8 protein-coding genes are annotated in these 17327 nt (G+C 37.6%); all 8 read left to right on the forward strand.

What is annotated here, in order from left to right; translation table 11 throughout:
• Window positions 1–8 precede the first annotated feature (8 nt).
• Entirely contained in the window at window positions 9–3185 is a 3177-nt protein-coding gene (locus tag G3A47_RS02880; RefSeq protein ID WP_166920229.1) for a baseplate J/gp47 family protein, read from the forward strand.
• A complete protein-coding gene (locus G3A47_RS02885) occupies window positions 3173–5920 on the forward strand; it encodes a hypothetical protein (protein ID WP_166920231.1) in 2748 nt (915 codons plus the stop codon). Before G3A47_RS02880 ends, G3A47_RS02885 begins: the two co-directional genes overlap by 13 nt.
• Window positions 5921–5932: 12 nt before the next feature.
• The gene (locus tag G3A47_RS02890) at window positions 5933–8626 is read left to right on the forward strand and encodes a hypothetical protein (protein ID WP_166920233.1); all 2694 of its coding nucleotides are present in this window, start codon (window positions 5933–5935) and stop codon (window positions 8624–8626) included.
• Window positions 8627–8829: 203 nt separating this feature from the next.
• Complete coding sequence (locus G3A47_RS02895) at window positions 8830–10419, forward strand: contractile injection system tape measure protein (RefSeq protein WP_166920235.1); 1590 nt, start codon at window positions 8830–8832, stop codon at window positions 10417–10419.
• Window positions 10420–10431: 12 nt separating this feature from the next.
• Window positions 10432–11313, forward strand: a complete 882-nt coding sequence (locus G3A47_RS02900; protein ID WP_166920237.1) for an eCIS core domain-containing protein — start codon at window positions 10432–10434, stop codon at window positions 11311–11313.
• Between the two features lie 19 nt (window positions 11314–11332).
• A complete protein-coding gene (locus tag G3A47_RS02905) occupies window positions 11333–13669 on the forward strand; it encodes an eCIS core domain-containing protein (protein WP_166920238.1) in 2337 nt (778 codons plus the stop codon).
• A 74-nt stretch (window positions 13670–13743) separates the two neighbouring features.
• Window positions 13744–14850 (forward strand): hypothetical protein, encoded by a 1107-nt coding sequence (locus tag G3A47_RS02910; protein ID WP_166920239.1) that lies wholly within the window; start codon window positions 13744–13746, stop codon window positions 14848–14850.
• A gap of 31 nt (window positions 14851–14881) precedes the next feature.
• Complete coding sequence (locus G3A47_RS02915) at window positions 14882–17308, forward strand: eCIS core domain-containing protein (protein WP_166920241.1); 2427 nt, start codon at window positions 14882–14884, stop codon at window positions 17306–17308.
• Window positions 17309–17327: the final 19 nt, after the last annotated feature.

Below are 17327 nucleotides of genomic sequence, written 5' to 3' on the forward strand. Positions count from 1 at the left end.
GTTAAAAGATGAGTAATTGTACCACTATAGTGAGTGTTTTGACTTCTAATGGCAGCGACCAAAAGCAGCGCTATATCAATGCGTTGCAACCTGAAAACATTCGTCTTAATGATTTTGAACTGACCGACTGGGTTTTGTTTGCTTATAATTTTTCTGAATATGTAAATTATTTTGACACTGCCAATCCCAAAAAACCTTCAAGCGACTGGAAGCCTTTTTTCGATTTTTTTAATTTGAATGGTCAAAAACCATCCGTAGAAAATCAATTGAAACTCGACCGTATTAAAAAAGAACTGGTTGATCTGATTGCAGAAACAACGCAAGAATCTGCCATTACTCCTCATTTGACATTATTCCTTACTTTTTTGATGTTGTTAGAAAACAGCAAAAAAAGATACAATACACTCACAAAACGTCATCTTGATTTTTATTACAATCAAGTATTACAGATTGACAAATTACCTGCCACACCGGATAAGGTGTATCTTATTTTTGAACTGGCCAAAAATGCTGTTCAGGAAAAAATTGACGCCAAAACCGGTTTCGACGGAGGCAAAGATGCTACTGGAAAAACACTAATCTATTCCTCAAACAACGAATTGATCGCCAATAAAACGGTCGTTTCTTCCTTGAAAAATGTCTATAACGACGTCCTTTCAAAAAAGATAACAGCCAGTCCAATCGCTAATTCTTATGACGGTTTAGGAAAAGCATTTCCGGATAAAAACAACACCCAATGGTGGCCTTTTGGTTACACCAACGCCGATGGCTTTCCTATTGCATTGCCCGATGCGACTCTGGGATTTGCAGTGGCCTCACCTATTCTTTTTTTAGCAGAAGGAAGACGAGCCATTCAGATGATTTTTACCTTTCAAAACAACATCACTCCTATTACTTATACTATTCTCAAAGACTGTTTAAGCCTTCAGTTAACCACGGCAAAAAAATGGCTTGAAATTGATAAAATTTCAGAAACAGTATCCATAAAAACAGGCGACCCTTACAAAACTTCCGTTAGCGGAAAAATCATGAAAGTTGCTTTTCTGCTGGATGAAAACACAGACGCCATTACGGGCTATATCCCCAAAATACACGGCGACGAATTTGCTACTGATTTGCCTCTAGCCAAATTCTATCTGGATACTACAAAGGCCAATGGATATGACCTGTACAAATCATTCGCTCAAAACAAATTAGAAAACATTACCATAAATATAGATGTACAAAACATTCGCAATGCTGTTTTAGAGAACGATCATGGCACTATCAATGCTACAAAACCATTTTTCCCTTTTTCGACACAACCTGTTGAGGGTTCTAATTTTTACATCAGATACAACGAAGCTTTTATCAAAAAATGGAGCGGCTTTAACATTGATATTCTTTGGAAAAATATCCCTTCTAATCTGGTAGAATATTACAAAGCCTACAAATCGTCTGCTCTAAATACCATCAGCCTGACCGAATTTGAAACCAGTATTGTAAAAGATAACGGAACCTTTAATCCCGCGCTGCCCATTGTAGACGCTAACGAGTATTTTAAATATAAATTAGCCGTTTTGTCTAATAATGTCTGGAAGGATTATGGTCTTGAAGCATCGCTTTTTACTACTGCAAATGTACTTAAGACCAACTTTACCGTAAGCAATACCGATTTCGTTACGAATAAAAACGGCAATCTGAAACTCACATTGACCAAACCATTTCTGCATAATTTGTATCCCAAAATATATGCGTTGGCGCTTTCCAGCAAAAACAAAAATGTAGTAGTCCCAAATGCGCCTTACACACCACTGGTTGAAAGTGTTACCCTGAATTATACCGCCTCAGAAACGACTCGTTTTATCACTTCGGGAGTGCAGACAATTGAAGGGGTTTATAATCAAAACGTGGCCAAATTATTCCATATACACCCTTTCGGATATGCAGAAGAACACTCTTATCTAAAATCGAAGCTGGATTATGTAGAAAATAAAAATTCGTATCTGCTTCCTACCTATTGCAAAGGAGGAGAATTGTTTATTGGTCTTGAAAATGTGCAGGAATTGCAGCAAATTACCTTGCTTTTTCAGGTGTTGGAAGGAAGTGAGAATCCAACGATACCCTCCTTTACCGGAAAACAAAAAATAGAATGGTCTGTTTTGGGGAATAATGAATGGCGTATTCTTAACTATTCTGATATTTTACTGAATGAAACCGACAACTTATTACAATCGGGCATTCTGAAATTCAACTTACCAAAAGAAGCCACTCAAAACAACACCAAACTCCCTAAGAATTATATCTGGCTTAAAGCCAAAATGCATAAAAAATACGATGTGGTTTGCAAAATGATCGGCATTCATTCGCAAGCCGTTCTGGCAACTTTTCAAAACAACGCTAATGAACTGTCGCATCTAAAAACCGGATTAGAGGCCGAAACCATTTCCAAACTAATTCAGAGACTCAGTAATGTAAAATCGGTTACCCAACCTTACAACAGTTTTGATCATAAACCTGAAGAGTCCAACGAAGATTATTACAGAAGAATCAGCGAACGCCTTAGACATAAAAACAGAGCAATTACCATGTGGGATTACGAACATATCGTCCTGCAGAAATTTCCGGAGTTGTACAAGGTAAAATGCCTCAATCATACTTCTGAAACTTCCTATCAATCACCCGGTAATGTGACTCTCGTAGTGATTCCGGACACGGTAAACAAAAACGTATTTGACATTTACCAGCCACGAGTGAGCACGGCGACCCTTAACAAGGTCAAAAAACATATTGATCAATTGAACTCGCTGCACGTAACTACTTTTGTGATCAATCCAAATTATGAAGAAGTCAAGGTTGATTTGAAAGTAAAATTCAAGCCCGGTTTTGATGAAAATTTCTACTCGCAGCAACTCAATATCGATATTATCAAATTTTTATCACCCTGGGCACTCGACAAAAATAGTCCGATCACATTTGGAGTCAGTATTCACTCCAGTCTGCTCATCAATTACATCGAAAAACTAGGTTATGTTGATTATCTGCAAGATGTGAAACTATTAAAAAATGGAGCCTTGTCTGATAAAGTCGCAGTTCCATCTAATCCGAAATCGATTTTAGTTTCAGCCAAAAGTCATTTCATCAGCACCGACATCAAACCATGTACTGTTAAAACCATAGAACCCAAAGAAGAATGTCAACTGTAAACCAACATATCAGCATCCCGAAAAACGTCAGTTCCAATGATGACATGAGTTTTGACTTCCTTCGAAAAAAGGGAATCGAGTACATTGAATCGTTAGGAAGCCAGTTTTGGACCGACTACAACACGCACGATCCCGGAATTACAATTCTGGAAGTGCTTTGTTATGCGATTACCGATTTGGGTATGAGAATCAATTTGCCTATTGAGGATTTGCTAAGCAATGCTTCCAACCCCATAGACGAACAATTTTTTACCGCCGCAGAAATTCTGCCAACGCAAGCGGTTACAGCTCTTGATTACCGAAAAATTATAATTGATATTGATCCCGCAAAAATCAAAAATTGCTGGCTTCAAAAAACAACCAAAAAATTATTTATCAATTGTAAAAAAGGGAAAATCTCGCTCAAAAAAGAAGATTTTGCCGACACCTTACCCACTTTTATTAAAGAGTCTGAAATTAAAGGTTACTACAATATATTAGTTGATTTTGAAGAAAGTACAGTTGCCGAGAAAAAGCTGCTTAAAACTAAAATCATCGAAAAATTTCATGAGAACAGAAACCTTTGCGAAGATGTTTTAGGAGTACAGGAAGTAGAAATTCAGCCCATAGCGGTTTGTGCTTTAATTGAAATTGTTCCCGAAGCCAATGAAGAATACGTTCATGCCGCCATCACTTTAGAACTCGAAAAATACTTCTCGCCAACCATCCGATATTATTCATTGGCCGAAATGTTTGAGAAAGGATATACAAGCGATGAAATTTATGAGGGGCCTTTTCTGGATAACGGATTTATTGATACTACCGAATTAGAAAACTCTTCTTTAAAAACCGAAGTACGCCTTTCAGACATTATGCAAATCATCATGAATGTAGAAGGTGTATCGGTAATCAAAGACATCTCTTTAAACAATTGTGACGCTATAGAAGCCGAAGGAAGCGTTTGGAACATCTGTATTCCTGCCAATAAAAAACCAAATCTTTGCTCCAAAAGCACGCTGAACTTCAGCAAAGGGGTTTTGCCTGTTACCGTCAACAAAGTAAAAGCAAAAAAATACTTAGACGACTTAAAAGAAGATCTTGCCTATTCGCAAAAAAAAGCGGCTAAAAACAGAGAACTAAAAATACCTCAGGGCAGAATTGTAGAGTCTGATTTTTATACTAGTGTTACCAATAATTTTCCTGAAAATTATGGTATTGGCGAAATCGGCCTGTCAGATTCCGCCAGTGTAGAACGAAAAGCCAAAGCCAAACAGCTCAAAGGCTATCTGCTGTTTTTTGATCAGATTCTGGCCAGTTATTTCAAACATCTGAGCAATATCAAAGAATTGCTTTCGATCAACAATAGCTTACCCAATACCTATTTTACTCAGGCTATTTCGGATATGACGGGTTTTAAAGAAATTGTAAATCCAACGTATCTGTCTTCAAGTGAAGAGAAACTGGACGAATCTTTGTTTGGTCATTTAGACGATGCTATTAAAAGACAAAACGAAATAAAAGACCATCTTATCGCACGATTTGCAGAACGATTTGCAGAATATGCTTTTTTAATGAAATCATTGTACGGCTCCTCTTCCGAGGAAATTGTATTGCAAAACAAATCCGATTTTTTAATCAATTACAATACCATAAGCGGTCAACGAGGCAGCGGGTTTAATTACTTTAATCAGCCGGTGGCGAATTTATGGAATACGTTTAATGTAACAGGATTAGAAAACCGAATTGCCGGTTTGTTAGGAATTAAAGGCGATAGAAATCCTTACACAAACAAAAGAGGAATCAGAAGAAAAAACATCTCTAATTTATTTGTTCAGATTTATGATCCGAGTCCGGCTGTGCTTCCGAATCTTTTTAGATGGAGAATCAGAAACAGTGCCAATAAAATAATCCTGACGGCAACCGAAGATTATACGAATCAATCGACTGCTGTGAAGGAAATGTATTTTTCAATTCTTAAAATTTACGAAACCAGTGAGAAAGAAATTGAGAAAGCATTTGAGAATCTTATAAAAGACAGAGAGAATGGAGTTCCATTTAAAGATACCGTTATCGATACTTTTGAGGTGATTGAATCGGATACGCATAAATATTCGTTTCACATTATCAATCCGGAATTTGTTGATGACCCCGACAATCCCGACAGAATCATAGCCCGTCAGTACAAATTGTATCTGACTTTAGAAGACGTAAGAGCAGCGATGCTTGATTTACTGATTTTCTTTAAAGAAGAATTCAGCGATGAAGGTATTTTCCTTGTAGAACACATTCTTCTGGTTCCCGATCCAACCAAGGTAATTGACGAAAGTTATTATATGCCCATCTGCATAGAAGACTGTTCAGAGGATTGTTGTATCCCCAATCCCTATTCGTTTAAAATCAGTGTGGTTTTACCGGGTTACACCTATCGTTTTGCAGATGTTGACTTTAGAAACTTTGCCGAAAATGTAATTCGGCAAGAAATTCCGTCCCATATTTTAGGCAAAATCTGCTGGATTGGGTACCGGAAAGATCATATTACCCCCAAAGACAATGATTTACTTGATTTTGAAAGAGATTTCAAAAATTTTCTAACCGATAAAACACAAACCAAACAAGATGCTTTACCGGACTTCATTAAATCATTATCAAAATTAAATTCTATTTATCCAACAGGAACCTTATACAACTGTGTCGACGAAGAAGAAGAGATTTCAGGAAAAATAGTTTTAGGAAGAACAAATTTAGGAACATTATAAAAATACAAGGTCATGGCAACAAAACTTACCACCATTACAGGGCATTATCATAGTTACGTAGAAGATCAGGTGTTAACCCACTATCAGCTCAACGAAACTATTGATTATTTTGATGACCAAAATCGATTAGACAGAATCTTTCTTACCGGTACAGGAATTGTTTGTGGCTTTAAGATTTCAGCCGATGCTGCCTTTTCTACCGTAACCATAACGCAAGGAAACGGAATTACAACCGACGGCGATCTGATAAAATTAAAAAAAGAGATTGATAAACCTTTATCAACCCTCCTTAAACAAAAATTGTTTACGATTGATTTTGCCCAGATCAATTATAAATCCTATCGACTGTTTGATAATGACAAAGGCAAATATGCTCCTTTTAAAGACATCAACAATGTGATTCTGCCAATATGGGAATTACTGCCTGAAAAACCAATCGGAACGCCTTTGGAAAGTGGAGAAGCGCTGTTGACAAGTTTTGTTAATCTAAAGGATTATGTTGTGATACTGTATCTGGAGAACTATACTAAAGATGCCTCTTTATGCGATGAAATTGATTGTTCCAACAAAGGTGGTGAAGAAATTTTCAATTTACGTGTACTTGTAACAACTCAGGCAACGGCTAATATCATTATTGACAAAACCGGTTCTCCGGGAAGAGATCCGCTTTACAAGAAATATGATGTATTTCAAAAATACAGTGCACTGGAGGAATTGGGTGTAAGAAAAGTAATTCCAACCTTCAACAGTACTTCAACAGCCATTAAAACCAAACAACTTTTCAATACGGTTGTCAGTGATGTTACGTTTAAATCTGAATTACTTCTCAATTTAGCGACTGTCCTTATCCCTTTTGGTTATATAACACATATTTCAGATATAAACGATCGTTTCAATGCCTTGTTTACCATTGACCCAAACAATATCCCATCTGATATTCATTATCGATATGATTTGTTAAAAGATGTTGTGGCAACTTACAAAGAGTTGAAAGATCTTTTCATACAGCTCAAATCAGAATGTAATCCGCCTATTAATTCATTTCCAAAACATCTGTTGTTAGGCGTTCTGGGAGATCCGAATCGTTTTAAAAACTACAGACATCAATTTTACAAAGCGGCAACTTTAGATCAGAATAAAACGTTTCATCATTTTGACTCTTTGGTAAGAAGACTTAAAGGCATTTTAGATAACTATCTGATAAGTGCCAACAGCATTAAAATTACGCCATCTAAAACAATGGGAAAATTAGGTGCCAAATCGGTTCCTTACTATTATAATGTCGATGACAATTTATTGCATGCCTGGGACTTTGAAAAAAGCAGTCTTTATATCCACCAAGCCAATTTCAGCTACCACACCACAAATCTGTTGAATGACGACTACATCAAAGCACCACTAAATTATTGCCTGGACGATTACGATTTTTACCGAATAGAAGGGTATCTAAACGATAGTATAGATGATGTAAAAACGTTTTTGAACGCTAAAAAAATAGAATACGGATTGGATTTTGATTTTTATATCCTGGATATCCTTGACAATGCGGCCGATTTAAAAGTTTTATTCAATACCAATTATTCGTTTGAGCATAAAGCCGGTGTAAAAAAGGGAGGTACTTTATTACTGCTAAAATCAGACAACGTTTTTATAACCGATTTCGCCATTGACGGAAAAATAAGTCCCGACAGCGGATTGGGCTGCTGCACCATTACAGAATGTCTGTATCCTTGGATCAGCTCTTTAAAATACATCAATAATTTATCCCGAAGCCTTAAAGGTACGCAAAGTAACATCAAAGCGATGCCAACGCATTATATTCTTAATGTTCGAAAATACAGCATCAATGGAGTTAACCTCATCAACGCCCCTGTTATTATCCGGGTTCCATTGACTGAGGTATTCTTGCGTCGACTTCATGTAGTGATGCAAACCCTCAATACACAATTCCCAACCGGTCTTTTGTTTGATTTTATCGAAGAAGAAAAGAAACTCAAAATCATGAAATTAGACAAGGATAAATTTGAATTTGAAATACAGGACATCACTCAAAAATCGACCAGCCCTGTCTATAAATTTACAGAAACCGGAATTACAAGAAATGGCAGAATATATCGTGCCACGGGTATTACCTGCTCTATCCTTAACGCGCACAATCAGAATGTGTATCGCAAAATTCACAATAATTACGATCCGATCAATAAAGACGATGACAACTTTGGCAGATTTGATGAAGACTGGAGAAAATGGGAGATCCTGAAAAAACGATTAATCCATCATGAAACCACATCTAATTTCCGCAGGTTTATTGACAATTTTGAACAGTTTGAAAATATTCCAAGTGCCGAAATTAATAAAAGTGTAGGACAGGAATTACGCGAAATTTCCCGTGCCATCCGTGCTGCAGATTCCAGACTTACCGATATTTATATTGGAGGCGACTGGACCAACGGAAACTGGGTAAACAGTACCATGTGCAATTACTTTAACACCAAATCATGGAGCACCAATGATGATGTGGTTTTATTCATCAATCTTAGAAAAAAATTACACAATGAAGATCGTGTCAGCAAATACATGATTCATATCAATACCAGTCTAAACATCAATGTAAGTCAGTTAGCAGGAATAATCAGTCAGTATGCAACAAAAGCGGAGTTTTATTTTCAGAAACCGGCAGAAGGAAATTTCATCAAGATACCGTAATAAAAAAGATAAGCTTCAGACCTAATAAAGCTAGCGGGTCTGAAGCTTATAAGGGGCGGGCCATCGAAAACACATGAAAGAGACGAGATAAAAGGTATACTGCTACACCACACGAAACCAACACAGAAACAACAGACAATTTGCCCAGTATTCCCACTCGGGAATAGTAAAGGTAGAAAAAAAAATTAAATAACCAAATAAAAATGAATAAAAATAAACATAGCATCCAAAAAGTTTTTTTAGAGATAGATACTCCTTCTATGGGGATGGCTAATTCTATTAAAAACAATCTTGCTGTGTTTATAGAAAATGAGTTGGTTCCTATCTTAGAAAAACAATTTGAGTATATTGAAAACAATGACAATCAGATCATTCAAATAGAAAAACTGGAAATTTCTATACAGTCTGATACCGGAAAAAATGATGTTTCCTTTTTCAATAGCGAGACAAAAAACGATATAAAAAACCGAATCGAAAAAGAGATTCAAAAGGCTTTACAGGAAGTGCAAAAAACTTCTGAAAACAAAATCGGAGAAGAACCGGAAATACGCACCCTTTCTTCAGAAGATAAACAAATCAAAACCTTGCTTTATTTTATAGAAAACGGAAGCATGCCCTGGTGGACTAGCAGTGAAGAAGAAAAAGTGTTTTTTGAAATACTGAATTCCAATACGCTTCAAAACAATACTTTTAAACGTTCTTTTCAGCAATTAATTCATCAAAAAAAAGTTCAAAAACGAATTATTAATCAATTCTCAAATTATGAAATTGCGCTTTTGAGTGCTCGTTTTTTAAGTCCGGAAGTGAGTCAAAAAACAATTTCAGAAAACAGTTTATTAAAAGTACTCCTAAAGCAGTCACACGAATTTAAAGCTTCGTTCTGGCAATTGATTTTTAAGATTTGGACAGACAAAAAAGAAGCTTCCCTTATTCCGTTTTATTACCAGAAGCAAGCTCTTTTTTTATCAGAGAGCATCTCTCTTGCCCTTTTTATTCAAAGTATAAAAGCCTTCTTTCCGCTTGATCTGAATGACGAAGAGCTTATAGAAATGAATACAGCTTATTTGATTTCTGAAAAAACTAAACCGGTTATAAAACCTGAGGCTTCAAAAACCGATAAAGAAAAAAACATTCGTGACGTAAAAGGAGAAACAAAAGAAACAGAGCAGTCTTATTCTGATCCCAATAAAGAAGATCCTTTAGAAGTAATACCAAAGTCGGAACCGGAAATTCCGTTACTGAAAGAGGAATTAATAATTGAAAAGGAGGAAGATGATTTACAGGAAGATCCTATCAATTTCAAATCGTGTTATGTTCAAAATGCAGGTTTAATTCTTTTGCATCCTTTTTTAAAAGAAATGCTCAAAAGCTGTCATTTAATAGAAGACAACAACACGCTTTTAGACAGAGAACAGGCAGCACATATTTTGCACTATGCCGCTACAAAAAGAGAAAATGACTACGAACATACAATGCTTTTTGAAAAGTTTTTATGCGGAATCCCGTTGCAGCAGTCGATACGGAGGGAAGTCAAAATTAGTGATGAACACAAACAACAGGTAGAAGAAATGTTAGACTCCGTTGTCTATCATTGGTCGGCTTTAAAAAATACTTCTACCGCTGTTGTAAGAAGCGAATTTCTTCAAAGAGAAGGCAAATTAGATTGGAGTGAATCGAATCCAAAATTGACTATCGAACGAAAAACGCAGGATCTTTTACTCGAAAAAATTCCGTGGAACATTAGCATTGTCAAAATTCCATGGATAGAAAAATTAATCTATACCCAATGGTAAAAATTTATAGTTATGAGAGCATTTGAAAAACGAAAAAAAGATATCCCCTCCAGCACTACTTTTTTTAGCTCTAAAATTCAGAAAAAGCTAAAAACAGGAACGCCAGGAGACCAATTTGAGGTGGAAGCAGATAAAGTAGCGGATAAAGTGGTAAACAAAAATTCTTCTGACGGTGGTCTTTTACAGTCGAAAGAAGAAGTACAGCAAAAATCTGTTTCAGAAACCATTTCTTCTGTTCAAAGCAAAGAAATGAAAGAAGAACCGGTACAGAAGAAAGCAGAGGAAAAAGAAGAACCTGTTCAGAAGAAAGCGGAAGAGAAAGAAGAACCTGTACAGAAAAAAGCTGAAGAAAAGGAAGAACCTGTTCAGAAGAAGGCAGAAGAGAAAGAGGAACCTGTTCAAAAGAAAGCGGAGGAAAAAGAAGAACCGGTACAGAAAAAAGCTGAAGAAAAAGAAGAACCTGTTCAGAAGAAGGCAGAAGAGAAAGAAGAACCCGTTCAAAAGAAAGCAGAAGAAAAAGAAGAACCTGTACAGAAAAAGACAGAAGAGAAAGAAGAACCGGTTCAAAAGAAAGCTGAGGAAAAAGAGGAGAAAAAACCGGCATCCCACGTTGAAAATAATCTGAAAAAAGGAGGTGGAAATCCATTAGGAAAGGACATCAGACTGGAAATGGAGAATGCGTTTGGGGTTGATTTTAGCGCCATAAGGATACATACGGACGAAAATGCCGCTAACATGTGCCAAAAAATGGGCGCACAGGCCTTTACCAATGGAGCCAACATCTATTTTAATAAAGGAAAATACAACCCAAACTCCGGCGAAGGCAAAAAACTGTTGGCTCACGAACTCACTCATACCATTCAGCAAGGAGCAACACGCCAAAAGAAAAAATAAACAACAAAATGTACTGATCATGAATTCCTTTTCCAAAAGAAATAGTTCTTTCTCCAATCGCGCCGTTCCGGCAAAGGAACAGGGTGAGGAATCTTTTTTTGGAGTTCAGGCAAAACTGAACATTGGGAAATCAAATGATAAATACGAAGTTGAAGCCGATGCTGCTGCTGACCGCATAGTTTCAAACAGAGAAAGCCAATCTAAAGGATTCTTTCCTCCTACCCAAACCTCTTTTGTTCAGAAAAAAACAGCGAAAGAAGATAAAGAAGTACAAACAAAAGAAGAAAAGGAAGAAAAAGAACCCGTTCAGAAAAGTGCCACAACAGATGCCACTGCAGCAGACACAACCAACTTAGAAAGTAAACTCCAAAGCAGTAAAGGTGGCGGTTCTCCATTGGAAAATAAAACAAAAAAAGAAATGGAATCGGGTTTTGGGGCCGATTTCAGCGATGTAAAAATCCATAACGACGCTACTGCTGTCCAAATGAATAAAGAATTAGGGGCACAGGCTTTTGCCAGCGGAAACGATGTTTACTTCAACGAGGGAAAATACAATCCCGATTCACAAAGTGGTAAACACTTACTCGCTCATGAGCTTACCCATACCTTACAGCAAGGCAATAAACCCAACATTCAAAAACAGGATTTGCCCAACCATTTAAATCGTTTAAATGAAATGCTGGATCGTTTTGATGTGCCCGAAGAGGAGGTTATAGCAATCTGTGGGCAACTTAATACATCAGAAAAAGCAACTGTTTTAAGCGATCCTACTTATAAAAGCAGAATGGCCAGTGCTCTTGACGTACCCCAAATGATCCGAGCAGTCAACAACTTAGGATGGACTCTGGATAAAAAACTGGAGTGGGTAAAAGCCGCTACCTACTTCGGAACTTTCTTTTTGGCCTACAGTGAGATTAAGGCCATGATAACCTCGGCAGATCAGCCTCAGAGGGAGGCTTTAAAAACCAATACCTGGAAAAACTTTTTTATTGAAGTTTGTACCGATGCCACTATCGTTGAGGCTTTAAACGATCTACAATTTGATCTGGTAACCAAATTAACCTGGCTTAAAGAAGAAGTGAGCATTACAGGCTGGGAAATCAGTTATAGCACCATAAAACCCTGGATTACTCATGCCAACACCACTCAGACTGAAAGAGATTCACTAAAAACAAACAGTACTGTTGGTATGAACTTCTTTATTGATGTCTGTGATAATACCACTATGATTGAGGCATTAGATGACCTGCATTTTGATCTCATCACAAAATTAACCTGGCTTAATGCAGAAGTACACATCACCAGTTGGGAACTCAATTATGCTACTATTAAACCCTGGATCATTCATACCAATACCTCTCAGGCTGAAAGAAATTTGTTACTGACAAATACGACTGTAGGCATGAATTTCTTTGTGAGTGTCTGTGATAATACCACAATGGTTGAGGCATTAAACGACCTCCAATTTGATCTGGTAACCAAATTAACCTGGCTAAACGCCGAAATGACCGTAACCAGTTGGGAGCTTAATTATGCCACTATAAAGCCTTGGATCATTCATGCCAGTACCACGCAGGTACAAAGAGACGTTTTAAAAAACAATACGTGGAGAGATTTCTTTACAGCTGTCTGTACAAAAGACAACATCATAGAGGCTGTAACCGATTTAAATTTCGACGTCCCGACCCAATTGGCATGGATTAATGCAGAAGGAGGTGTTGATTTTGTGATTAAACTTACCTGGATTCTGAATCATACCACCGATTACGATACCATCCGAAATGAAATTACGAGTGCTACTATTACCGAAAGGCAAACTGCACTGGCCGATACTTCTATTCGAACTTTAATAAATACGCGACTAACGGCACCTGTTTCGGTGGCTGTTTTCTCGCATCTTCTTTTAAATTCAATGTTTTGGACAAACCCTCCGGGCAATGATTTTTTTGCTCACTTTGTCACCAGCGGCGGAAGTGCACCACTGCCACCAGCAGCCTCAATGAATTGTTGGGAAAGTATTATTTATGCAGCATTTTTAGCCAATAAAGTCAATGCTGCATGGATTCAAAATTTTTACAATACTGCTTTTGGTGGCGGTAATCCAAATGCACTGATATGGAGTCAATTGGGCTGGAATAGCGCCTTGCCTACCTATCCGGGTACTACACCAACAGTAGGGCAATTGATTTTTTATACCGATGCCGGCGAACCTTATCCGGGACACGTAGCTATGGCAATTGATAGTACCCATGCCATAAGTCTTTGGTCTCAGCCTCATAATGATTATTTTATACAACGAATAAACATCACCGATCTGACTGCAACATTCATTCAGATTTCAAACCCGCCATGGTAAAATAATCCATCATGAAAAAGACATTGTTATTATTCTTATTTTTAATATTTACTAAATGCATAAAACCCGATAAAATGAATATTCAAGCCAAAAATGAACTTACTTTTCAAATTGTCTACCACCAACAGGCAAAAGCAATTCCGGTCTTATCCAAAGACAATTCCGGGGCTGCAAATGGCATTGAATATTCCCGAATCGACATCCCTAATCCCGGGCTTTCATTTCCAAAAACCTATCTCGAACTCTTTGGTTCTACTGATCGTCTTATTGGCCGTTATGCTTCTGAAAACGGTAAAAAAGACAGTCGCTTTTTCTCTGTTTCCGATAGCGAATTTAAGTATGCTGTAACCGATTCTGAAATTATTGATGTATTGGTAACTGAAACAGGAGATTGTTTGAAATTAACTCCTGACTTTATTACTATTGAAAAAAAGGATGCTTCCAAAATTCAATATTCGCTAAAAGGAATGAAAATCATTCCGTCTGAGAATAAAGACATTTGGGTAATTGGTTTAGACCATGCCTGGCTAATCGATGCTGATTTTAAAACTATAAAAAACTTTGAATGGACGGGTGGCATAAACACCATTTCGTACAACAATACTCTTATTTGCTTTACCAAATCCCGAGATGCTATTCTGTCACTGGACAAAAATGGTGTAACAAAAACAACGAAAACGATCACCAATTATGGCTTTTTTGAAAATTTAGTCGCTTACTGGGGAGCCCAATATATCACTTTAGAAGGCACTACTTTCAGATGGTATGAAGGTGCAGAACTAAAAGGAGAACTTCCATTGCAATCCGCCGGTGTTTTGAATAATGGTGATGTTTTTATTTCCTATACTAAAGACAAAACCACCTATTTAATTTCGAACTCACTATCACAAAAATGGGCACTCCCGGAAAATTTCAACAATCACATTCTCCCTATCGTTTTTGAAAAAGAGAATGCCTATTTCGGATACAATTTAGACCGATATTGTGAATTCAATAAAGAAGCAACAACAGCGGAGCAAATAGAAACGATTAATGAAAATGAATACAAAAAGAGTATAGCGCCTTTCAGATGGAAAATTGGACAAAATCATTATTTCAAAATCGCTACTTACAACAGGCTAATTCTATCACTGACAGGTCCTGAAGAAATCATTTTGGTTGAAATAAACAACTCTTTTTAGATTATGAATTAAAAAATGAACAGCAAAACTTATGAGCGTCTTTCCAAAAAAGCTAAATTCTAATTTAAAACATTCCCCTTCGACAGAAGAGAGCGGAAAAGAATCCTTTTTTGGTGTACAGGCAAAGCTCAACATTGGAAAATCAAATGATAAATTTGAAACTGAAGCTGATGCTACTGCTGATAAAATAGTCTCTAATAAAGAACCCCGTTCCGGAGGGTTCTTCCCTCCTACCCAACCCGCTTTAGTTCAAAAACAAACAGCCAAAGAAGATAAAGAAGTACAGACAAAAGAAGAAAAGGAGGAACAAGTTCAAAAAAGTGAAACCGTTGATACCACACCCACAAATACATCAGCATTAGAAAGCAAACTTCAAAGTAGTAAAGGCGGTGGTTCTCCAATGGCAAACCGTACAAAAGAAGAAATGGAATCGGGTTTTGGAACCGATTTCAGCGATGTGAAAATCCACAGCGATTCTAATGCCATTCAAATGAATAAAGAATTGGGGGCACAGGCTTTTGCCAACGGAAACGATGTTTATTTTAATGAAGGAAAATACAATCCTGATTCGCAAAGCGGCAAACATTTACTGGCTCATGAACTTACACACACTTTACAGCAAGGTGCTAAACCCAACATTCAGAAACAAGATCCTCCGAACCATTTAGACAGTTTAAATGAAATGCTCGATAGCTTTAATGTTCCTGAAGATGAGGTTATCCTGATTTGCGGGCAACTTGAAGAATCAGAAAGAGCAACTGTACTGGCCGATGGCAGTTACAAAAGACGTATGGCCAATGCGCTAAATGTCGCAGAAATGACCAGCGCTGTCAACAATTTAGGGTTTAATCTGAATACCAAACTGGAATGGGTAAATGCTGCCGCTACTTTCGGAACCTTCTTTATGACTTATAGCGAGATTAAAGCTATGGTCATTGCAGCAGACCAACCCCAAAGAGATGCTTTAAAAACCGATACCTGGAAAAGTTTTTTTGTCGGCGTTTGCGACAATACCACTATGGTTGAGGCTTTAGACGATTTACAATTTGATCTCATCACAAAACTAACCTGGCTTAAGGCAGAAATGACCATAACCAGTTGGGAACTCGATTACACCACCATAAAACCGTGGATTACACATGCCAATACCACCCAAGCAGAACGGGATTCCTTAAAAACAAATACTGATGTTGGTATGTCTTTCTTTGTGGATGTCTGTACCAATATTACTATCGTTGAGGCATTAGACGATTTACAATTTGATCTCATCACAAAATTAACCTGGCTTAAAGCAGAAATGACTATAACCAGTTGGGAATTGGACTATGTCACTATAAAACCCTGGATAATTCACACCAACACCACACAAGCTGAAAGAGATTCTCTAAAAACACATGCTGATCTGGGCATGAGTTTCTTTGTAGCAGTCTGTACCAATGCCACCATGGTTGAAGCATTAGACGACCTGCAATTTGATCTGATCACAAAATTAACCTGGTTACACGCCGAAATGACGATAACCAGCTGGGAACTCCATTATGCTACCATAAAACCATGGATCATACATACCAACACCACACAAATTGAGAGAGATTTACTGAAAACAGAAGAATGGAAAGCCTTTTTTGGAAGCGTTTGTACTAATGTGACGATCATTGAAGCCCTAACCGATTTGCAATTTGATTTAAAAACTAAAATCGAATGGACGCGAACAGAAGCCGGTCTAGAGGAAGTCAAACAGATTATCGAACTGGCTACAAAAGCAGACCGTGATTTGGTCTGGAATGATGCCGCCTACCTTGCCTCCCTTCGTTCAGAAGTTGGAGACGACTATTATTTATGGGTCATCATCAAGTTAAGAATGCTGTTTGTTGGAAGTATAGCACATACTTCTGCCGTAGATGCAGATGCAGCCATTCAAACACATCTGTCTTCATATGTGGCCACGGCTGTTGCCGCAGGACGCCAGATGGAAGGATTCGTAGCCGTTGTAGACACCCTAAACTGGAACATCGCCGGAGAAAACCATTATGGTGCATCGGTATGGGCCACGAAAAGTTTAAGCGGTTTTGTAGATGACGCACGCAGAGTGTGGATCGAACAGGATAGCGGTAATGCAGGCACGATGGTACATGAGGCGACACACAAATATTCTTCACCGGGATTAAGAGGCCTCAGCCAACCGTTAAATGAAGGAGTAACCGAATATTTTACCCGAATGGTTTGCAACGCAGCCGGAATTAACATTGCAGGAAGAACAAATTATCAGGACAATTGGACTACAGCAACAAAATTAGTCACCTTAGTAGGAGAAGCTGTTGTGGCTTCTGCCTATTTCGATGGAGATACAGCCACCTTAGAAAGTACTTTTATTACTTCCGGAGGCGGTTCAAACTGGAGTAATTTCATAAGTGAAACAGAAAATCAAAACTGGGCTGCTGCTGATGCGTATTTATAAAAAAATAGGGATTTATGGA

Source organism: Flavobacterium poyangense (assembly GCF_011751075.1).
Taxonomy (GTDB): Bacteria; Bacteroidota; Bacteroidia; order Flavobacteriales; family Flavobacteriaceae; genus Flavobacterium; species Flavobacterium poyangense.

Bases quoted from the DNA above. Each gene is read 5' to 3' on its own strand.
- G3A47_RS02895 (WP_166920235.1), top strand. From the start codon at position 8,830: ATGAATAAAAATAAACATAGCATCCAAAAAGTTTTTTTAGAGATAGAT.
- G3A47_RS02915 (WP_166920241.1), top strand. From the start codon at position 14,882: ATGAGCGTCTTTCCAAAAAAGCTAAATTCTAATTTAAAACATTCCCCT.
- G3A47_RS02900 (WP_166920237.1), top strand. From the start codon at position 10,432: ATGAGAGCATTTGAAAAACGAAAAAAAGATATCCCCTCCAGCACTACT.
- G3A47_RS02885 (WP_166920231.1), top strand. From the start codon at position 3,173: ATGTCAACTGTAAACCAACATATCAGCATCCCGAAAAACGTCAGTTCC.
- G3A47_RS02880 (WP_166920229.1), top strand. From the start codon at position 9: ATGAGTAATTGTACCACTATAGTGAGTGTTTTGACTTCTAATGGCAGC.
- G3A47_RS02905 (WP_166920238.1), top strand. From the start codon at position 11,333: ATGAATTCCTTTTCCAAAAGAAATAGTTCTTTCTCCAATCGCGCCGTT.
- G3A47_RS02910 (WP_166920239.1), top strand. From the start codon at position 13,744: ATGAATATTCAAGCCAAAAATGAACTTACTTTTCAAATTGTCTACCAC.
- G3A47_RS02890 (WP_166920233.1), top strand. From the start codon at position 5,933: ATGGCAACAAAACTTACCACCATTACAGGGCATTATCATAGTTACGTA.